The organism is Vibrio sp. YT-19(2023) (assembly GCF_033337395.1).
The window spans coordinates 17,272-37,484 of the sequence record NZ_JAWOQN010000024.1 but is presented as its reverse complement, the minus strand read 5'-3'; the positions used below and the strand labels follow the sequence as shown (position 1 = coordinate 37,484).

Genomic DNA, 20,213 nt, shown 5'->3' with positions numbered 1-20,213 from the left:
TCTCTAAATGAATAAACACCTTAAAATTCAAGCCCTGCAATTGCAGGGCTTGATGGTTTAGGCGAATGCCTAGTTGCACTTTATACCTAGACAACAGGCTTAGCTTTTCAATGAACCGCCTGAAGTACGAATCACGTCTTGATACCAGAAAAAGCTTTTCTTGCGTTTACGTTCTAGCGTTCCTTGCCCATCATCATGACGATCGACATAGATAAAGCCGTAACGTTTGCTCATCTCAGCGGTTGAGTTTGCGACCAAATCGATTGGCCCCCAGCTGGTAAAGCCCATCAGCTCAACGCCATCCAGAATCGCTTCGTGTGCTTGAACAAGATGGTCGTTCAAGTAAGCGATGCGGTAATCATCTTGAATCTCACCGTTTTCATCGATTTCATCACGTGCACCTAAGCCGTTTTCTACAACAAACAGTGGTTTTTGGTAGCGATCGTGAAGGAAGTTCAGCAGAACGCGCAGGCCTTTTGGATCGATCAACCAACCCCACTGGCTCTTTTCAAGGTATGGGTTTGGTACGCTATCGACGATGTTACCCACTTCTTTCTGTTTCGGATCCGCGCTCGCACAACCACTTGCGTAGTAGCTGAATGAGATGAAATCGACACTTGCCGATGCGATCTCTTCTAAGTCGCCTGCTTCCATCTGAATTTCAATGCCATTTTCACGGAAGTAACGCTTCATGTAGCCAGGGTACTGACCACGTGTTTGTACATCACCGAAGAACAACCACTTGTTGTTTTCATGCATTGCTGCCAGCACGTCATCAGGGTTACAGGTGTATGGATAGTTGATTGCGCCAAGCAACATGTTACCAATCTTGCCGTTTGGTACGATTTGCTGACACAGTTTTACCGCTTTTGCGTTTGCGACTAGTTGGTGGTGAATCGCTTGGTAAATCTCTTGTTCACTGGCGTCTTCTTGCAAACCAACACCAGTAAATGGTGCGTGCAATGACATGTTGATTTCGTTGAAGGTTAGCCACAGTTTTACTTTGTCTTTGTAGCGCTCCAGCACAGTTCGAGCATAACGTTCGAAGAATTCGATGACGCGACGATCGCCCCAACCGCCATAGTTTTCAACCAGTGCGTAAGGCATTTCGTAGTGAGATAAGGTCACGAAAGGTTGGATGTTATGCTCGGCAAGTTCGTCAAAAATTTTATCGTAGAACGCCAAACCTTCTTCGTTAGGTTCTAGTTCGTCCCCGTTAGGGAAGATGCGGCTCCATGCCAAAGAGAGACGCAGACAGTTAAAGCCCATCTCTTTGAACAGCGCGATGTCTTCTGGGTAGCGATTGTAGAAGTCGATCGCCACGTCTTTGATACCCGGTGTACGTTCTTCACGGGTTTGATGCGGACTCAAAATACCGTTTGGCAGCATGTCTGATGTCGATAACCCTTTACCCCCAAGGTTGTACGCCCCTTCTACTTGGTTTGCAGCAATGGCACCACCCCAAAGAAAATGTTCAGGAAACTTAATCATGTTTCTCACTCTTTATATTTAGGAAATGTTTGTGGATTTATTGCTTGAGAATAGTGTAGGAGACACCTCGATACTTGTATCGAGATCGTATTTTTCTCAAACAGCGGGGATGCTTAGTTCTAATGATGATTTTGTAATCAATATCAACCTAGGCTGATTTGAACAATAGAGTGAAAGTCAGCCCATTTTGTTCATTCTTATGCACGGTAATTTGTCCGTTCATATCACGCATATTGTTGGCCGTAATCGCTAAACCCAGCCCCAACCCTTCACCAATTTTCTTTGAGGTTTGGAAGGGTTCAAACATGGATTCAAGCATCTCATTCGACACGCCGCAGCCATTATCACTGACGATCAGTTCGACCTGATTGTCGGTTGGATTGACGATCAAGCTGAGCTGCGGGTTGGTGGTATGGTTCATTGCGTCTAGCGCATTCGAGACAAGATTACCGAGTACCTGAAGCAGTCGTTGTTCTTCACCCAAGATGTTAGGTAAGTCATGAGCAACTCGAACACGCACATCCACTTTGTCTAGTTGGGTTTGATAAACGCGTAGGGTCTCTTCGAGTGCGGAAGTAAGAGAAATTGCTTGTAGGCTTTCTGGTTTGTTGTAGGCGAACGTCTTCAGCTGACTGGTCATGCTTGCCATACGATCAATCAGCTTTTGCACCAAAACATTGTTGGCTTTCATCATCTCGGTTTCGCCGCGTTCCGCCAGCAGTTCGTTCGTGGTGAGCAGGGTACGCAAGCCTGTCAGTGGCTGATTGAGCTCATGAGTAATCGCGCTCGACATGCGACCCAAGGCGGCCATTTTGCTCGATTCAATTAATTGGTTTTGCGCTTCTTTTAGCGCTTGAGTTCGCTCTTCTACCCGTTGCGCCAGTTCTTGGTTGACCTGTTGCAGCGATTGCTCGGCTTTTTTCCGCTTACTGATGTCTATGATCGTTGCAAGGAAATACTGCTCGCCATGCCAAGGGAAACTGGTTAGCGAGAACAGGACAGGGAAGACGCTTCCATCGCTGCGTCTGGCAATGGTTTCGACCGTGCTGATCTCTGCGAGCTCTTTATGCTTAGGCAAGTCCTTGAGCAACTTAAGTGTGGTGGAATTGGGGTTGCCTGCGTCGAATAATTCCCAAGCAAAAGCGTGTCGATTGACGCTCTCTGGTAAACAGAACAAACGCTTCGCCATTGGGTTGAGATCGAACAGTTGCCCTTGTTCATCAATCAATAGCAAACCAACGTGGGTTTTATTGATCATCTGTTTCAAGCGGCGTTGGGACTCTTCCAACAGGGCTTGAATTCGTTGTTGATTGATGTGCTTTTGTCGACGTTGTAGACCAATGATGACGAGTAATACAACCAACAAGAGCAGCGCCGCTACGCTCCAACCAATCACGTTGATGGTTTGTTGAATCGGCTTAGAAGGGGTGAGGTAGCTGACGTACCAATTCAAATCATCCAATTTAACGGTGTGCGCAAAATGGCGTTGCTGATTGAGCGTCCACACACTGATATTAGTGTTGTCGTATAAGCGCTGCGTTTCTAACTGAACGGTGTTGCTTGGTTCGTTAAACCAGTCTGCGTTATAGAGCGAGCTGCTCGATAGGAAAAAGCGTTGCTGACGGTTCTGCAACGTAATGATGTCTTGGCTAGTAATAGTCTGTTCGGTCAATAAGCTGAGGTTGATTTGCACCACCACAATGCCTGCTATATCCAGACCGTCGTAGATAGGGGCTGCAAGATAATACAACGGACTCGAACCTTTGGTTTTGTTCACCAAGGAAACACCGCCGCCTTGATTGTGAATTTGTTCCACAATGGCTTTTCGGTCAGATAGGCTAAAGCGCTCTTCGATTAAACTCGAGACCAATACTTCGCCAGAGTTAGACAGGATTAGCCAACCTTCCGTATTGGCGGCTTTATCTAGCTGAGTCAGTTGGGTTTGCAATGGCTCGTAATAAGTCCGGTTTCCTTTTACAAACGCGATGGTTTCCGGATTATTGGTGACAAGGTAAGGCAAGTGATAGAAGCGTTTGAGTGCACGGCGAACTTCACCGATATAGTCGAGCAGTTTTTGTTGAGCTTCGGTTTGAGTTTGTACGCTCAACCATTGACGAGCAACCTCTCTGCTGGCGCTATAACAAGACAACATCAGCACTGTTGCAATTACGACCACAAGCCACGTTTTGCCATTCCTTTTGCGCTGCATACTGACTCCGTTCAGCTAGTGCGTTCTCACCGAGAGTCATTAAAGAGTGCGCCTAACTGGTTGGATGTTAAAGACTTGTAAGCAAGAAGTGAGATCTAGCTCCTTTTCTCCTCAGTGGTTTTTGCTACCGTTAGCAAAGAGCGATTTCTATTCCACCTACGGTAGTAACTCATGGCTTTTGACGACATCCCTAAAATTGCACTTATCGAAGACGATGACATTGTTCGTCAGGCTACCAGTCAGTGGCTGCAACTGGCGGGGTTCGACGTGACCGCATTCAGTTTAGGAGAAGAGGGGAAAGCGGCCATTCTTAGCCAAGAATTTGATGCGATTGTCAGTGATGTTCGCCTGCCGGACACCGACGGCTTGTCGATACTAGAAAGCCTGATTGCTAATCACATCCCAACGCCAGTTATTTTGATCACCGGACATGGTGATGTCGATATGGCAGTTGGGGCGTTGCAAAACGGTGCGTTCGATTTTATCGAGAAACCTTTCCAACCTGAGCGCCTATCCCAGCGAGTGACCGATGCGGTCGAGAGTTATCGCGCACAAACGTCTACTCAAGATCGCCAAGAGTATCTATCTAGCGTTAGCGGCTTAGAAGAAGTGCTGATTGGCCGAAGCCGTGTGATGCAACAGCTTAGAGAACAAGTTGCCAAGTTAGCACGCATTGATACTAACGTGATCATTTACGGCGAAACAGGTTGTGGTAAAGAGCTGGTGGCGACCAGTTTGCATAATGAAAGCCAACGCAGATCCTATCATTTTGTGCCAATCAACTGTGGCGCTATTCCTGAGAACCTGTTTGAAAGTGAGCTGTTTGGACATGAAGCAGGGGCATTTACCGGAGCGGGTAAAAAGCGCATTGGTAAGTTGGAATACGCGGATAAAGGCACTTTATTCTTTGATGAAATCGAGAGTATGCCACTGTCTATGCAGGTGAAAGTGTTGCGTTCATTACAGGAACATACGGTTGAGCGCGTTGGGGGTAACCAACAGATCTCGGTTGATTTAAGAGTGATCGCCGCCGCGAAAGAAGATCTCAATGAGCATGACGAGTTTCGTCAGGATTTGTACTATCGTCTTAATGTGGCGCAGATCTATTTGCCTCCGCTACGTGAGCGAGAAGAAGACGCGTTGATCTTGTTCGAACACTTTGCCCTGAAAAGTAACCCTGAGAGTCGTCCGCTGAGTGAAGCCGATAGAAAAGCCATTCTTGCTTACGCTTGGCCCGGTAACGTGCGTGAGCTTAGAAATGTAGCAATGCGTTTTGCTCTGGATGAAACCGTCTCCGTGATGGAAATTCTCTCCAGTCGACCATCTTCTACAACCGAAGAGACACAAGCAGGCGTTCCGTTGGCGATTCAGCTACATAATTTTGAGCGTAAAGTGCTGCATGATTCTTTAGTCAGGCATCATGGACGCATCAATGAGGTGATGCAGGAGTTGGATTTACCACGTCGAACCCTTAACCAAAAGATGCAGAAGTTTGGTTTGAATCGCTCCGACTATACTTAGTGCGATTTCTAGCTAATTCGAAATCACTGGCATAACAAACATGTTATGCGCTTTTGGCAGGAGCTGGGACAAACTTATAATTTAGGTCTTTACCTTCTCCAAACAAGGTAACGAGGTTCCTTCCTGTATGTTTAGAGCTATATAGCGCTTCGTCTGCTTCAGCAAGCGCCTCTTGAAGTGATTGCCCCTCAGATAACTGACTGATACCAAAGCTCATGGTCACTTCAGTTTTAAATGATTGCAAAGCGGTTTCAGTTTCGACCGCAAGGCGAATTTGCTCTGCGAAAATTTTGGCTTGCTGTGCTTTTTCGAGCAAAACAATCATGAACTCGTCACCACCAAATCGCACAATGCAGGCTGACTCAGGAAGATGCTTTTTAAAAATAGTGGAGATCGTTGCCATGACGGAGTCGCCAACCGTGTGACCATAGTGATCATTAATCGCTTTGAACTTGTCGACATCAGTCATAATAATGCTGATTGCTTGGTTTTTTTTATGTGCTTTACTAACCAAGTTTGGAACGATTTCTTCCATGGCTCGACGATTATATAGCCCTGTGAGTGCATCTAAATGAGAGAGAGCATTAATGGATTGCACCAAGCGTCCGTTAATTAACCACAGCATACTAAAGCTCAAAGCAACGATCAGGCAGATGCTAAATAAGAAAGTCAGCTGATGGATAAGGCCTGCGACCATAAAACTTGGTAACTCACCTGAAAAAGTACTCCAAAGCGCCCTAAATCCCATAAAAAAACTAAATCCAAAGAAAGAGTAAGCCATTGCTTTAACAGGGAGCTTTAAGTCCTTTTGGGTACCTTTAAGCATGGCGACACCACTAAAGAAGGTGACGATACAAATATACGTGCTCAGATAAATAATACGGCTTTTGATAGAAGGGTCATGGAAGGTGAAATAGTAAAATGAACCACTAAAAACAGGTGTTAACAAGGTGAGACAGTGAGCCAATTTTAAAGGGTATTGACGAAAAATGCTTACGCTATATAGCGTAAGCAAGAAGCCGACTAATATGAGAGTGTTGGCTATGACGATGGTCAGCCAGTCTGGCGCAGAGCCTCTAAAGCCAAGTAAAAAAGGACCTAAACCAATAAACAGTAGTGATATCGAGAAGGTTTTTAGGCCTTTGACTCTACCCTGAGTGTATTGATAACAAAGCAGACTAATAGAGTAAATGCAAGAGAACAGAATAACGATAAAGTTCAGTGTTCTGATGTCTAGATACTGATTATCCATAGGCGACCCATATCAATCTTTCATTCAGGCAACTCCTTTGCCTGATATCAATAAGCGAGCTACATAGTAACTCACTTATTGAGCGATGTCTTATGTTAAACGGCTATTCATTCACCAGCTCGAATTGTTCGGTTTGGTTGGTTTTCGTCGTAAACAGCAGACCAACAATCATCATAAATACGCTAGGCATAATCCAGCTAGCAAAGTCATTGTACAGAGGCATGTAATTACCCATCCACTCATCGGTGGAATCTGGCATGTAACCTAGGATGTGCAGCGCATCAACACAACCAAACGTTAAAGCAGTGAACGCCGTCGCTACCACCATGATTTGTGACATCTTGTTGCGCACTGGTGCCATGACCATCAACGCAATCGCGACTGGGTGAAGCGCCACAACCGCTGGCAATGTGATAGCCAATAGTTGCTCTAGACCTACGTTAGCGATCAAACCTGCCAATACCATGGTCGTGATAACGCAGCCTTTGTAGTTCACTTTGCTGAAAGTGTTGTCGTAGAACTCACTGCCTGCGGTGGTTACGCCGATAGCAGTAGTCAAACACGCCAATACCATCACGGCCCCTAGTAATAGTGAGCCAAATGCGCCGAAGTGGCTAAAGGTGAATGCCGTTAAGATGTCGCCACCGTTACTGAATTCAGAGCCTAAGTATGAGCTTGTTGAGCCAATGTAAGCCAATGAGATGTAAACAAATGCCATGGCAACCGCGTACATTAAAGCAGCAATTAGTGTGTATTTTGCAGTGGCTTTCGGGCTATCCACACCCATGCTGCGAATCGCGCGGAAGATAATCCAACCAAAACCGATAGAACCTAGCGCATCCATGGTCATGTAGCCTTGGGTCAAGCCTTCAGCAAATGCGCCAGATACGTATGGTCCTGTTGCGGTAGTTAGCTCACCTGCAGGAGAAATCAAAGCCGTCACAGACATGATGATCAAGATACCCATCAAGGCAGGCGTTAAGATCTTGCCTAGGTTGTCGACCAACTTACCCGGATATAGGGCAAATAGAATGGTGATAGCACAGAAGGCAATAGTGAAAGGCACCAAAGCGGCATCACCAAACATTGGTGCAAAGCTAAATTGGTAAGCGACGGTAATCGCACGTGGGATCACGAACGCAGGACCAATCACAATAAATACCATCACCCAAAAACTGGTCGCCAAAGGTTTAGGTAGGGCGGCGGTTAGTTTGTCTGAACCGTTTACTATAGCCACCATCACCAGTGCCATTGCAGGCAGACCGACGCCCGTTAAGAGGAAGCCAGACATCCCGCTCAGAAAGTTTTCACCTGCTTGGTAACCCAAAAATGGAGGGAAGATCAGGTTACCCGCGCCTAAGTACATGGCGAAAGTCATGAAGCCCAAAGCGGCGATATTGCGTGCGCTTAACATTGTTATTCCTCTTATGTTTCGCTTGGAAGAAACTGAAAGGAATGGAAGGAGTATGTGGTGTTCCCGTCAGCTTCTTCTTAAGCTGACAGAAAGTTTAGATATAGCCTGTCAGCTCTGAATCAGTTTCAGAGAGAGCAGGAGGATCGCAGCAGCAACGCCAGATGGGCGTTTTAAAGCGAATTGTAATTGCGCAGTTGCTGACATGGGTGATCCTTAATGACGAAAAAATACCAAGGAATACGTTTGCCTTGGTGTGTTGTTACCCTAACGAACATAGGGCTATTGGCACAACCCCGAAGTAGAAAATAAGTTGATACGGTCAATGTTTGTTTCTGAACTGGTGGATCGAACTGCTTTTTAAATTCAAAATTAGAATAAATGACTTTTCATTTCTTTAACATGGCTTGTTTTGCTGTATTTTTGTGCTATTTGTAGTCGTTTAGGCTATAAACCTCTGCTGATAAAGTGAGCAGTTTAGAATGATGCGCTTTTTCTTCTTATTGTTAAGACGCTCATTAGTTGCAATTCAATCCAAAATTGCATCGGCAAAATATTGCTTATTAGTGAATCGTGCATTTGTTTTGTCTTGATCACATTTTATTAACCTTTTGCGATCTAGGCGCACAACCTTCTTCTCTTCAATGAGCAAGATCTTGCTCATTACTTTGCTATCAAATCAGCAGAATTTTGCTCACTTTTGATGTCCTTCAGCACTTAGTTCAATAAATACAAAGAGTTAAAAGTTGGCATTTCAATTGCTCTAGGGAATGTGTTGTTAATAAAGATTTAACATGATGTAAATCCCCAATCGTGAAACGACTACACGGAGAGTAATAATGAAAATGAACAAGTTGGTAAAAGCTTTGGCTGTCGCTGTGACTTCTTTTGGTATTGCTGCTAACGCTGCGGCAGAAGATCGTAGCTACATTCTTGCAACGGCATCGACAGGTGGTACCTACTACCCTGTGGGCGTAGCGCTGGCGACGTTAAGCAAAGTGAAATTGGCACCAAAGCACCACTTCTCCCTTTCTGCAATCAGCTCTGCGGGCTCTGGTGAAAACGTCAAACTGCTGAACGAAAACGAAGCACAGTTCGCGATTCTACAAGGTCTTTACGGTGCATGGGCTTGGTCTGGCGAAGGTCCTTATGAGAAAAGCGGTCGCCAAGAACAACTGCGTTCAGTCTCTATGCTGTGGCAAAACGTTGAGCACTTTATTGTTCGTTCTGACCTAGCAAAAACTGGCACGGTGACTGACCTGAACAACCTAGATGGCAAGAAGTTCTCTATCGGTAAGAAGAACTCTGGTACTGAGAACTCGGGTCGCCAAATCATGAAAGGTCTGAAGGTCGACCCTGATAAGTTCAATCTTGCTTACATGGGCTACGGCGGCAGCGCGAGCACACTTCAAAACGGTACCATTGACGGCATGAACACGCCTGCAGGTGTACCTGTTGGTGCGCTTACTCAAGCTTTTGCTGCGTTGGGTAAAGACATTTCGATTCTTTCGTTTACTGACGAACAAATCAAAGAGGCGAACGGCAATTACAACCTATGGACGAAGTACGAGATCCCAGCGAACACGTACCCGGGTCTAGATAAGCCGATCACCACCATTGCACAGCCAAACTTCTTGGCAGTTCGTGAAGATATCTCGGAAGAAGACGTTTACCAGCTAACCAAAGCGATCTACGAGAACCTGCCTTTCCTACAAGGAATCCACAAAGCAACAAAAGCAATGGCGATTGAGAAAGCGATTGCTGGCTTGCCAGTGCCTCTTCATCCAGGTGCGGCGCGTTACTACAAAGAAATGGGCATCGAAATCCCATCAGACCTAATGGCGAAATAACGCTAACTTGGCCCCGAGTTTTGGCTCGGGGCATTTTATCCCTACCGATTTCTAAGATGGAAAAAGCCGCCAGAGCTTGGAGTATGAGATGAGCGACTCAATAGAAAAGGAATTGCAGAAATTTGAGCTGCCCACGCGCACTGATTTTCCGTGGGTAACCACCACAATCACAGTGTTTGGCGTTGTGTTGTCTGCTTTGCACATTTGGTTTAATACCTTATCGACGTTACCAGAGTTATGGATATCCGCTACCCACTTTGCTGGCTTTGCGGTGATTTGTGCGCTTTGGTATCCGGCTCATATCTCTCTCAAGCAGAGTAAGATTGCACTCGGTATCGATGTGTTAATTGCTATGGGTGCGGTCGCGTGTTTGCTCTACATTCCCTATGCCGAAGATGCGCTCTACGAACGTGGCGTGAAGTTCGTGACCAGCGATTGGGTCTTCGCCATCATGGCAATCCTGATTGTGATTGAGCTGATCCGACGCACCATGGGCTGGTTTATTCCAGTGCTGATTGTGGTGTGTCTGAGTTACGTTGTGCTTTGGGGTAAGTGGGCAACAGGCATTTTCCATTTCCCGGGTTTGAGCATGGAAACCTTGCTCTACCGCAGTTTCTATTCTTCTGAGGGTATGTTTGGCTCTATTTCGCGCATCAGTTGGACATTCGTATTCATGTTCATTCTGTTTGGTGCGTTTCTCGTTCGTTCTGGTGTAGGTGATTACATCATCAATGTGGCACGAGCTGCGGCAGGCAAAATCATCGGTGGTCCCGGTTTTATTGCGGTGATTGGTTCGGGATTGATGGGCTCAGTATCGGGCTCAAGTGTGGCAAATACGGTTTCCACCGGTGTTATCAGTATTCCTTTGATGCAAAAAGCGGGTTTCCCTTCGCGCTTTGCAGCGGGGGTTGAAGCTGCGGCGTCGACAGGTGGTCAGTTGATGCCACCAGTGATGGGCGCGGGTGCTTTCATCATGGCGTCTTACACGCAAATTCCTTATGTTGATATCATCGCGGTGTCTTTTATTCCTGCTCTTATCTATTTCTTGTCTGTGGCGTTCTTTGTGCGTATCGAAGCCAAACGCAGCGGCGTTCAAAAAATCACGACCAGTGATGAGTCTCTACTGAAAGTGCTGATCAGCGGTTGGCACAATCTTATCCCACTGGCGGTGTTGGTTACTTTGTTGGTTCAAGGCTTTACGCCAACTTACGCTGCGGGCTTGTCGATCATTTCTGTGGTGGTGGCTTCTTGGTTCTCGAAAGATCATAAGATGGGACCAAAAGCGATCATCGAAGCGCTATCACAAGGTGCGAAAAATATGGCGACGACTGCCGTATTGCTGGTGGGTATTGGTTTGGTGATCAACGTGATCAGCACCACGGGCATCGGCAACACGTTCTCACTGATGATCGACGGTTGGGCGAATGGCGACCTGTTCATCATGATCGTTCTGATTGCGCTCGCTTCTCTTGTTTTGGGTATGGGTTTACCTGTAACAGCGGCGTATATTGTATTGGGTACACTGTCTGCCCCTGCGCTTTACAAGTTGATTGCGGAAAACCAATTGCTTGAATTGATGGTGTCAGGTCAATTGCCTGAACAAGCAAAAGCCATCTTTATGTTGGCGGCGCCAGAAAAGCTGGAACTGCTTAATGCACCAATGGCGTTGGAAACCGCGAAAGAAATGGTGGCGCTAGTGCCTGCGGACTTTATGGAGACCCTACTAGAGCAAAGTTTGGGTATGGAAGCAGTAGGCTTGGCATTGCTGGCTGCTCACCTCATCATCTTCTGGTTATCGCAAGACAGTAACGTTACTCCTCCAGTGTGTTTGACCGCATTTGCAGCGGCAACCATCGCGAAAACACCGCCAATGCGTACTGGTTTGATGGCGTGGAAAATCGCTAAGGGTTTGTATCTTGTACCATTACTTATTGCTTACACAGGCTTAGTAAGTTGGGATGTGACGTCAGTGATTACTGTAGGCTTCTTTGCCATCATCGGTACCTATGCATTGATTGGTGCGATTGAAGGCTACTTGGAAGGTCCTCTAAACATTCTGACGCGTCTCTTGTTGGTAGTGGTGGGTACATTGCTGGTTTGGCACGACATCCCAATGTTGGTTCGTGTGGCAAGCTGCGCGGTATTTGTCGCGGTGTTCATTTACAGTGGTCGCAAGTTCAAATTGCAACAATCTCAACTATCGGTTTTATAAGAGGTCGTATGAAATCAGTCTATGACTACATCATTGTTGGTGGCGGTATCGTTGGTGTGTCGACGGCATGGCAACTGCAGCAACGTCATCCAGACAAATCCATTTTATTGGTTGAGAAAGAGTCCGGTTTTGCCAAGCACCAAACCGGACACAATAGCGGCGTGATTCATGCTGGAGTGTACTACGCACCGGGCAGCTTAAAAGCGGATTTTTGTAAGCGTGGGGTAGAGCGAACCATTTCGTTCTGTGCTCAGCACGATATTCCGGTTGAGAACTGTGGCAAGTTACTGGTTGCGACCAATGAGCAAGAAGTCGAACGCATGAATGCCCTCTATGAGCGCTGCCATGTCAACGGCATCGACGTAAAGCTACTCGATGAAGTTCAACTTAAACTGGCTGAGCCAAACATCACGGGATTGGGCGCGATTTATGTCAAAACCACCAGTATTGTCGATTATCGTTTGGTCACTGAGCAGATGGCGGAAGAGTTCAAAAAGCTCGGCGGTCAAATCAGTTTGAGAACCAAAGTGGTGGCTGCCGAAGAGAAGGATGAAGAAGTCCAACTGACCTGCATTTCAGACGGTCAAACCATGCAGCTCAATGCCAAATTCTTGGTCACTTGCAGCGGCTTGATGGCGGATCGCATGACTAAGATGATGTCTATTCCGACCGATTTCCAAATCATCCCTTATCGTGGTGAATACTACCGCTTAGATAGCAAACACGACCAAGTGGTGAATCATCTTATTTATCCAATTCCCGACCCTGATTTGCCTTTTTTGGGTGTACACCTGACTCGCATGATTGATGGCAGTGTGACGGTTGGTCCAAATGCGGTGCAAGGCTGGAAGCGAGAAGGGTACGACAAGGTTAACTTCAGCTTGCAAGATACCATGCAAATGCTCAGTTTCTCCGGCTTTTGGAAGGTGACACAAAAGCATCTAAAAACCGGACTGGATGAGTTTAAGAACTCGTGGTGGAAGCCGGGCTACCTCAAGTTGGTCAACAAATATTGCCCAAGCATCAAGGTCGACGATCTCAAACCATATCCTGCGGGTATTCGCGCGCAAGCAGTGTTATCCGATGGCACTTTGGTTCATGATTTCTTGTTTGCCGAGAGCGCAAGAAGCCTACACGTTTGCAATGCCCCATCTCCCGCAGCGACATCGGCAATGCCTATTGGGGAGTACATTTGCGATAAAGTGAATGAGAAGATAGAAGCGAAAACGGTATAAAACAAAGGCGACGTATCTGTCGCCTTTATTGTATTTGAATCTGGGAATTAGGAGCTGCCATCTTTAGGGCAGAGTTCGCCTTTCTTGGCATGCCTTTCTATCATGTAATCGCCGCGAGCACTGTGCAATACAATTGCATTCCAGACTTGACCATCTTGCAACTCGAACTCAAAAGCATAATGGGTGCCGCCGACCATTTTCGTTCTCACCTCATGAATTGCTTTCAATTTATCATCGGCATTCATTTGATAAAGCACCATGTTGAGTGAGCGTCTGGCGTCAGGAGTTGCCTCAGCAAGTTGCCAATGGCTCTGTTCGTTTGTTGCGGAGCAAATAGACCGCATTTTACTTTTCATGGCGGATGACATCTGCTTGTCTACGGCCAATGCATTTGGTGAAAACAGTGGAACCGTCAAAGGAATCAAAGTTACCAGAAACCGCTTTAAGGTCATAAAAACACTCCGTTGTTTTACTCTTGTTTGAGTATAGACCTCAATGGCTTCAGATGTGGTGCAGTAGACTCTGGGCCTACAATATCGCAGTTCGTATCAACGAACTGATGATAAACAAGGCGACCACGCTTACCAGCCAAATGCCAATGAACCACAAAATGGGTTTTAGTTTCATCAGTGATATCCTTCTCCACGTTTCATCTTGCCGCGGAAAACCCAGTACGAATAAGCCGTGTAGGCTATGATCAGAGGAAGTAATACCACCGCACCGGTAAGTAAAAATGCCAAACTCTTATCTGGCGCGGCGACGTCTTGATAAGTGAGTGCGAATGGGACCAAGTAAGGGAATGTACTGACACCGAAACCCATCGCGGACACAAGAAACAGGCCGATCGCAAGAACGTAGGCTCGGACGGCTTTGTGGTCGAGTAAGGCTTTGAATAACTGCCAAATAAGTGCCGCTGCAATAATTGGTAAAATGAAAAACAGTAGCGAGTTTGGTAATGAGAACCAACGTTCAAATACGATATTTTGGCTCAATGGCAGCCACAAACTGGCGATGAATATACAGGTTACCATCGCTAGTCCCCATCGTCGCGCGACCACGTAATAGCGCCCCATCAGCTCTTCTGGAAGCTTGATTAATAACCAGCATGAACCGAGCAGAATATAAGCACAAACAAGCGCCAAGCCACAAAATACGCTAAATGGTGAAAGCCAATCAAACCATCCACCTGCGTATGCTCGTTCACTAACCTCTATACCTTGGAGCAGGGTTCCGAGCATAATGCCTTGCATCAATGCTGCGGTGAGTGAACCAATGAAAAAAGCGCTATCCCATAAAAACTTTCCGCGTTGTGTTCGGAAGCGATACTCAAAAGAAACCCCGCGCAGAATTAATCCGAGCAGCATTAAAATCAGAGGAGCATAGAGTGCTGGCATAATGACCGCGTAGGCGAGGGGGAACACGGCAAAAAGCCCACCACCGCCAAGAACTAGCCAAGTTTCATTCCCATCCCAAACAGGAGCGATGCTGTTCATCATCATGTCGCGCTCTTCATCGTCATTAGCGCTGAGGAATAGGATACCAATACCGAGATCAAAGCCATCTAACACGACATAAATCAGAACGGCGAGCCCAATCAAAGCGTACCAAATTAATGCGTAATCCATGAGTTAGCTCCTAGGTTAGATGGTTAGAATGTGTGATGGCATCAGTTTTCGTGCCATCAGGAAGTCGGCTATCTAGACCTTCTTCATATCGAGTTGGAGACTTGCGCATCAAACGTAGGAGATAGAAGAAGTCAGCTCCAAAAACCACAAAGTAAACCACGATGAACGCCGTCAGGGAGACGCTCACCGCGGCGGCATCAATAGGCGATGCCGAATTGGCTGTGGTTAAAAGACCGTATACGGTGTAAGGCTGTCGACCTACTTCGGTAGTTATCCAGCCTGCTAAAACTGCAATGAACCCCGCTGGGGCAAACAGCACACAAATACGTTGAAGTGCCCTCGAATCAAAAAGTTTGCGACGTTTTCTTAGCCAAAGGCTCCACAAACCAATAACAAGCATGCCAAAACCAAGCGCGACCATGACTCGGAAAGACCAGAAAACGATAGAGACAGGAGGGTGTTCCTCCTCTGGAAAAGCATCTAATCCCTTCACTTCACCGTTGAGGTCATGAGTTAAAATCAAACTACCGAGTTTGGGGATTTCCAGTGCGTATTCCATGCGTTTTTCTTCATCGTTAGGGATACCGAAGAGGATCAATGGCGCGCCTTGGTGAGACTCATAGTGCCCTTCCATCGCGGCGACTTTGGCGGGTTGATGTTCAAGGGTGTTTAAACCATGCATGTCTCCAGCAACGATTTGAATTGGTGTCACGATGGCAGCCATCCACATTGCCATCGAGAACATAATTCTGGCTAGAGGGTTATGGTTTGCTTTTAGTAAGTGATAAGCGGCAACGCCGGCTACAACAAAGGCAGTAGTAAGGTAAGCGGCGAGCAACATATGAACGAGCCGGTAAGGGAAGGAGGGGTTGAAGACAATCGCCCACCAGTCTTCTGGGATAAACTGTCCGGCTTCGTTGATACTGTAGCCCGCTGGTGTTTGCATCCAACTATTAACCGAAAGTATCCAAAACGCAGACAAAAACGTCCCGAATGCAACAATACAAGTCGCGGCGAAGTGAAGCTTCTTACCCACCTTATCCATACCGAAAAGCATCACGCCTAAAAACCCCGCTTCGAGGAAAAACGCAGTAAAAACTTCATAACCCATTAGCGGGCCCAGGATTGGGCCTGTTCTGTCGGCAAACACGCTCCAGTTAGTACCGAATTGATAGCTCAACACGATGCCACTCACCACACCCATACCAAAACTGATGGCAAAGATTTTGAGCCAGTACTTATAGATTTGCATGTACTGTTTGTTGCCCGTTTTTAAGTACAAGCCCTCTAATACAGCGAGATAACTTGCCAAACCAATCGTAAAAGCTGGAAAAATAATGTGGAAAGAGACAGTAAAGGCAAATTGGAATCTAGCTAGGTCAATGGCGAGTGTGTCCATGAGCGGTCCCTTTTTCGTTGGATAAACTGTTCGCCGGATTTAAAGAGGAGACAGAAGAGTGGCGAACAAGGTGAAATACGAAGAAGGAAGACGAAGAGATTAAAAAACGATCGCTTTTTACACATGTGCGTACCATCTTTTAGATAAAGGAGGAGCGTTATGAGCCTTAAACATTACTTTGAGAAAGCGACACCTAAGTTTGGTCCAGGTGGGAAGTATCACAAGTTCTACCCACTTTTCGAAGCTGTCGAAACCATTTTTTACACGCCTGGTAAGGTAAACCAGGGCATGACTCACGTTCGAGATAGCATCGATTTAAAACGTATTATGATCATGGTGTGGCTGGCGGTCTTCCCTGCCATGTTCTGGGGTATGTACAACATAGGCCAGCAAGCGAGTGATGCCTTGTTGTATGGAATGGATCAAGCCTCAGCTCAGCAAGCGCTTGTTTCTTCATGGCAACTGAGTTGGGTATGGGGCTCGTTAGATGCGGTTTCACAAGCGGGGTGGGGAAGTAAAATGTGGCTTGGTGCTACTTACTTTCTTCCAGTTTATGCGACGGTGTTTATCGTTGGTGGTTTCTGGGAAGTTCTGTTTGCTATTGTGCGAAAGCATGAGGTAAATGAAGGCTTTTTTGTCAGCTCTATACTCTTTGCGCTGATCCTTCCTCCGACAATTCCACTATGGCAAGCGGCTTTAGGTATCACTTTCGGTATTGTTGTGGCGAAGGAGATTTTTGGTGGTACTGGACGAAACTTCCTAAATCCAGCTTTAGCAGGGCGCGCGTTCTTATACTTTGCCTATCCTGCCAACATGTCCGGTGGTGCCGTGTGGGTCGCGGCTGATGGTTACTCTGGCGCTACTCCACTTAGCCAATGGTATGAAGGAGGGCAAAGTGCTTTGATAAATAATATGACGGGAGAGCCAATTTCATGGGGAGATGCTTTTGTTGGTAATTTACCAGGCTCGATGGGTGAAGTCTCCACGTTGTTGATCGCACTAACAGGCTTGGTTCTCATCTTTATGAAGATTGCATCGTGGAGAATTGTTGCGGGCGTGTTGGTCGGTTTAATCGGAGCTTCATTACTATTGAATGCGATCGGTTCAGACTCTAACCCCATGTTCTCCATGCCGTTCTACTGGCACTTCGTGATTGGTGGGGTTGCGTTTGGTACCTTCTTCATGGCGACAGACCCTGTCTCGGCAGCTTTTACCAATAACGGGAAATGGGCATACGGACTATTAATCGGCGTGATGACGATTTTTATCCGAGTGCTGAACCCGGCTTATCCAGAAGGCATCATGTTAGCTATTCTATTTGCTAACTTATTCGCGCCACTTTTCGATTACCTAGTCAAAGAAAGTAATATCAAACGCAGAATGAAAAGGGCGAGACCTTCTTAAAATGAGGGTGACCTCACTGAAAATTGATTGAAAACTGCACTATATTGAAAAGGTCAGAGACATGGGGTTTCTGACTTTTTATTTTTATCAGGAGGACGAAGACGATGAGAATAAAGGATATTCTCGATAGCCGTTTGGTGCTGTCGTTCTGGTATAACCTAGACTACTGCTTGTCTCTTCTTAGTAAAATCTCTTCTCGTTGATTTCCTCAATGCAATCGCATTGAAAAGCATTCTATCTATTTGTTTTTTAGTCTTACGTGAAACTGCGTAGGGCAATGCGTATAAGGAAATTAACAATGAAACGTATTCCAGAACCTTTCCGTATCAAAATGGTTGAGCCAATCAAAATGACGACTTTGGCAGACCGTGAAGTCGCGTTAAAAGAAGCGGGCTATAATCCATTTCTTCTTCGTAGTGATGATGTTTATATCGATTTGCTGACTGACTCTGGCACTGGTGCCATGAGTGATAATCAGTGGGCTGGCATCATGATGGGGGATGAATCCTATGCGGGGAGTCGAAATTACTACAACCTGTGTGATGCAGTGGAGCACTTCTTCGGTTATAAGCTCACCGTGCCTGCACACCAAGGGCGTGGTGCCGAGCAAATTTTGTTCCCAGCTTTGATTGAGCGTATGCGTCAGGTGCGTGGTGGCGAAACGCCAGTATTTATCTCGAACTACCATTTTGATACCACAGCGGGTCACATTGAACTCAATGGCGGTAAAGCGATTAACGTGGTAACGGAAGAAGCATTCGACACCACTACGCCTTATGATTGGAAGGGCAATTTTGATATCGATAAGCTGGTGGCAACAATTGAAGCGCACGGTTCGCATAACATTTGTGCAATTATCACCACGATTACTTGTAATAGCTCCGGTGGTCAGCCTGTGTCGATGGAAAACATGCGCAGTGTGTACGAGATTGCAACCAAGTACGATATTCCAGTGGTGATTGACTCGGCTCGTTACTGTGAGAACGCCTACTTTATCAAGCAGCGTGAAGCGGGTTACGAGAATAAATCGATTCTGGAAATCATCCGTGAGATGTACCAGTACGGTGATATGCTCACCATGTCAGCTAAGAAAGACCCGATGGTAAACATTGGTGGCATGTGTTGTATTCGTGATCATAAGGAGTTGTTCCAGGCGGTGCAGACGCGCTGCGTACCCATGGAAGGATTTGTAACATACGGCGGCATGGCTGGGCGTGATATGGAAGCGCTCGCTCGCGGTTTGTATGAAGCCGCGGATGAGGATTTTCTTCACTATAGAATTAGCCAAGTTCAATACTTAGGTGAGCGCTTACGTGAAGGCGGTATTCCGATTCAATACCCAACGGGTGGTCATGCGGTGTTTGTGGATGCCGCTAAGATTTTGCCACATATTCTAGCGGATCAGTTTCCTGCGCAGGTATTGTGTAATGCTTTGTACTTGGAAGCGGGTATTCGAGCAGTAGAGATAGGATCGTTGCTGCTTGGTCGAGATCCGGAAACGGGTAAACAAAAAGTGTCAGAGCTTGAGTTGATGCGTTTGACCATTCCACGTCGTGTCTACACAAACGATCATATGGATTACATTGCGGATGCGATTATCGAACTGAAAAATCGTGCACATGAGTTAAAAGGGCTCACTTTCGAGTACGAGCCACCAGTGCTGCGCCACTTTACTGCTCGATTTAAAGAGATCGATTAACTCAAGTTTAAATCTAGATAAGCAAAAGGCCGCGAGTTTCGCGGCCTTTTTCGATTCGTTTATTTCTTAGCGTTACACTTACGCCAACTCTAATGTGATGCGAACGAACTGGTCGTCTTGATACTGCACTTCATAATTGAAGGTACCACTGGCGTAAATGCTGCCAAGAAAAAGTGAACGTTGACTCATTGGTCCGCGGAACAGCATCGAAATAGGAGCGATTAGGGCGTTATTATCATCGAAGTGCTGATTTAAGTTCTCAGAAAGCACACACAGCAAACAGCCGTGTTGGTCGTGAGATAAGTCGACGTCTTCCGGTCGAGATAATAACACGGTAGTCCCCAGTTTCTTCTCAATCTCGTTGATCAGCAGCAAGTAGCTATCTAGATCGGGTTGAGGGTTGCTGGGTTTGTCTGCACCGACGCAGCGCTCGAGTAATGCTTCCAGATTTCCGTTCTCACCTTTTGCCTGCTGAGTCAAAGATTTTAACGGCTTTTTAATCAGCTTATAGCGATTACTCTTCAGTTTTGGTTTCAGCCATTTCTGAAGTAAGTCATTACGTTCTTTAAGGGAGAGGCCATGCGAGGACGCGTGAATTTTAAAGTGCAGGTGTAATAAAGCGTGAACCGCAAGCTCACTCAGAAGTTGATTAGCATCTGTAGACTGTCTTGCCTGCTTAGAACTTTGCATTACACTCGAACAAAATTAGGGAAGAAGGATAATGGTGCCGAGAGAGGGACTCGAACCCTCACACCAAAGGCACTAGCACCTCATGCTAGCGTGTCTACCAATTTCACCATCTCGGCATCATGATGCTCTGAATACTCAGAGGCCTCGAAAGAAGCAACGCGAATTGTATAACCAAAATCCACCTGTTGGCGAGAGCAAAATGACGAATTTTGGCT

General features: G+C 46.4%; 14 protein-coding genes and 1 tRNA gene. 6 read left to right on the top strand and 9 right to left on the bottom strand.

Annotation, left to right across the window (positions count from 1 at the left end; translation table 11 throughout):
• Nucleotides 1-99: 99 nt before the first annotated feature.
• On the bottom strand, nucleotides 100-1,491 hold the full coding sequence (locus R7E78_RS17175; protein ID WP_186585534.1) for a glycoside hydrolase family 1 protein: 1,392 nt from the start codon (nucleotides 1,489-1,491) through the stop codon (nucleotides 100-102).
• A gap of 148 nt (nucleotides 1,492-1,639) precedes the next feature.
• Nucleotides 1,640-3,700 (bottom strand): sensor histidine kinase, encoded by a 2,061-nt coding sequence (locus R7E78_RS17170; protein WP_318058101.1) that lies wholly within the window; start codon nucleotides 3,698-3,700, stop codon nucleotides 1,640-1,642.
• Nucleotides 3,701-3,871: 171 nt separating this feature from the next.
• Here R7E78_RS17170 and R7E78_RS17165 point away from each other — a divergent pair, with 171 nt between their 5' ends.
• Entirely contained in the window at nucleotides 3,872-5,221 is a 1,350-nt protein-coding gene (locus R7E78_RS17165) for a sigma-54 dependent transcriptional regulator (protein WP_318058100.1), read from the top strand.
• Between the two features lie 43 nt (nucleotides 5,222-5,264).
• Here R7E78_RS17165 and R7E78_RS17160 read toward each other — a convergent pair whose 3' ends face one another.
• Both R7E78_RS17160 and brnQ read right to left on the bottom strand, forming a co-directional pair.
• Entirely contained in the window at nucleotides 5,265-6,473 is a 1,209-nt protein-coding gene (locus tag R7E78_RS17160; RefSeq protein WP_064354483.1) for a GGDEF domain-containing protein, read from the bottom strand.
• A 103-nt stretch (nucleotides 6,474-6,576) separates the two neighbouring features.
• Nucleotides 6,577-7,887 (bottom strand): branched-chain amino acid transport system II carrier protein, encoded by a 1,311-nt coding sequence (brnQ, locus tag R7E78_RS17155; RefSeq protein ID WP_064354484.1) that lies wholly within the window; start codon nucleotides 7,885-7,887, stop codon nucleotides 6,577-6,579.
• Between the two features lie 836 nt (nucleotides 7,888-8,723).
• Between brnQ and R7E78_RS17150 the strand changes: the two genes are divergently transcribed.
• From R7E78_RS17150 to lhgO, 3 genes are all read left to right on the top strand, one after another.
• Nucleotides 8,724-9,734, top strand: a complete 1,011-nt coding sequence (locus R7E78_RS17150; protein WP_318058099.1) for a TAXI family TRAP transporter solute-binding subunit — start codon at nucleotides 8,724-8,726, stop codon at nucleotides 9,732-9,734.
• Nucleotides 9,735-9,822: 88 nt separating this feature from the next.
• Complete coding sequence (locus R7E78_RS17145) at nucleotides 9,823-11,946, top strand: TRAP transporter permease (RefSeq protein WP_009705104.1); 2,124 nt, start codon at nucleotides 9,823-9,825, stop codon at nucleotides 11,944-11,946.
• An 8-nt stretch (nucleotides 11,947-11,954) separates the two neighbouring features.
• Nucleotides 11,955-13,181, top strand: coding sequence for an L-2-hydroxyglutarate oxidase (lhgO, locus tag R7E78_RS17140; protein WP_318058098.1), 1,227 nt, complete (start codon nucleotides 11,955-11,957; stop codon nucleotides 13,179-13,181).
• 47 nt (nucleotides 13,182-13,228) lie between these two features.
• On the opposite strand, the gene R7E78_RS17135 is transcribed toward lhgO, so the two are convergent.
• The 3 genes from R7E78_RS17135 to R7E78_RS17125 all read right to left on the bottom strand — a co-directional run bounded on the left by R7E78_RS17135 (nucleotide 13,229) and on the right by R7E78_RS17125 (nucleotide 16,205).
• A complete protein-coding gene (locus tag R7E78_RS17135; protein WP_318058097.1) occupies nucleotides 13,229-13,633 on the bottom strand; it encodes a cystatin in 405 nt (134 codons plus the stop codon).
• A gap of 174 nt (nucleotides 13,634-13,807) precedes the next feature.
• Nucleotides 13,808-14,806, bottom strand: coding sequence for a cytochrome d ubiquinol oxidase subunit II (gene cydB, locus R7E78_RS17130; RefSeq protein ID WP_085569246.1), 999 nt, complete (start codon nucleotides 14,804-14,806; stop codon nucleotides 13,808-13,810).
• 10 nt (nucleotides 14,807-14,816) lie between these two features.
• The gene (locus R7E78_RS17125; RefSeq protein ID WP_318058096.1) at nucleotides 14,817-16,205 is read right to left on the bottom strand and encodes a cytochrome ubiquinol oxidase subunit I; all 1,389 of its coding nucleotides are present in this window, start codon (nucleotides 16,203-16,205) and stop codon (nucleotides 14,817-14,819) included.
• A gap of 159 nt (nucleotides 16,206-16,364) precedes the next feature.
• Between R7E78_RS17125 and R7E78_RS17120 the strand changes: the two genes are divergently transcribed.
• Entirely contained in the window at nucleotides 16,365-17,609 is a 1,245-nt protein-coding gene (locus tag R7E78_RS17120) for an NADH:ubiquinone reductase (Na(+)-transporting) subunit B (protein ID WP_047102825.1), read from the top strand.
• A gap of 298 nt (nucleotides 17,610-17,907) precedes the next feature.
• The gene (locus tag R7E78_RS17115; RefSeq protein ID WP_318058095.1) at nucleotides 17,908-19,308 is read left to right on the top strand and encodes a tryptophanase; all 1,401 of its coding nucleotides are present in this window, start codon (nucleotides 17,908-17,910) and stop codon (nucleotides 19,306-19,308) included.
• A 78-nt stretch (nucleotides 19,309-19,386) separates the two neighbouring features.
• Here the strand turns inward: R7E78_RS17115 and R7E78_RS17110 are convergent, their stop codons facing one another.
• Together R7E78_RS17110 and R7E78_RS17105 are read right to left on the bottom strand one after the other, a co-directional pair.
• Nucleotides 19,387-19,998 carry a DUF2913 family protein gene (locus tag R7E78_RS17110; protein ID WP_005374167.1) on the bottom strand — a complete coding sequence of 204 codons (612 nt, stop codon included), beginning with the start codon at nucleotides 19,996-19,998 and terminating at the stop codon, nucleotides 19,387-19,389.
• A gap of 32 nt (nucleotides 19,999-20,030) precedes the next feature.
• Nucleotides 20,031-20,114: transfer RNA gene (locus tag R7E78_RS17105), tRNA-Leu, on the bottom strand.
• Nucleotides 20,115-20,213: the final 99 nt, after the last annotated feature.

What these genes read in the sequence shown, in the direction of transcription:
- R7E78_RS17120 (WP_047102825.1), top strand. Translation starts at nt 16,365, where the DNA reads ATGAGCCTTAAACATTACTTTGAGAAAGCGACACCTAAGTTTGGTCCA.
- R7E78_RS17160 (WP_064354483.1), bottom strand. Translation starts at nt 6,473, where the DNA reads ATGGATAATCAGTATCTAGACATCAGAACACTGAACTTTATCGTTATT.
- brnQ (WP_064354484.1), bottom strand. Translation starts at nt 7,887, where the DNA reads ATGTTAAGCGCACGCAATATCGCCGCTTTGGGCTTCATGACTTTCGCC.
- R7E78_RS17170 (WP_318058101.1), bottom strand. Translation starts at nt 3,700, where the DNA reads ATGCAGCGCAAAAGGAATGGCAAAACGTGGCTTGTGGTCGTAATTGCA.
- R7E78_RS17150 (WP_318058099.1), top strand. Translation starts at nt 8,724, where the DNA reads ATGAAAATGAACAAGTTGGTAAAAGCTTTGGCTGTCGCTGTGACTTCT.
- R7E78_RS17145 (WP_009705104.1), top strand. Translation starts at nt 9,823, where the DNA reads ATGAGCGACTCAATAGAAAAGGAATTGCAGAAATTTGAGCTGCCCACG.
- lhgO (WP_318058098.1), top strand. Translation starts at nt 11,955, where the DNA reads ATGAAATCAGTCTATGACTACATCATTGTTGGTGGCGGTATCGTTGGT.
- cydB (WP_085569246.1), bottom strand. Translation starts at nt 14,806, where the DNA reads ATGGATTACGCATTAATTTGGTACGCTTTGATTGGGCTCGCCGTTCTG.
- R7E78_RS17125 (WP_318058096.1), bottom strand. Translation starts at nt 16,205, where the DNA reads ATGGACACACTCGCCATTGACCTAGCTAGATTCCAATTTGCCTTTACT.
- R7E78_RS17165 (WP_318058100.1), top strand. Translation starts at nt 3,872, where the DNA reads ATGGCTTTTGACGACATCCCTAAAATTGCACTTATCGAAGACGATGAC.
- R7E78_RS17135 (WP_318058097.1), bottom strand. Translation starts at nt 13,633, where the DNA reads ATGACCTTAAAGCGGTTTCTGGTAACTTTGATTCCTTTGACGGTTCCA.
- R7E78_RS17110 (WP_005374167.1), bottom strand. Translation starts at nt 19,998, where the DNA reads ATGCAAAGTTCTAAGCAGGCAAGACAGTCTACAGATGCTAATCAACTT.
- R7E78_RS17175 (WP_186585534.1), bottom strand. Translation starts at nt 1,491, where the DNA reads ATGATTAAGTTTCCTGAACATTTTCTTTGGGGTGGTGCCATTGCTGCA.
- R7E78_RS17115 (WP_318058095.1), top strand. Translation starts at nt 17,908, where the DNA reads ATGAAACGTATTCCAGAACCTTTCCGTATCAAAATGGTTGAGCCAATC.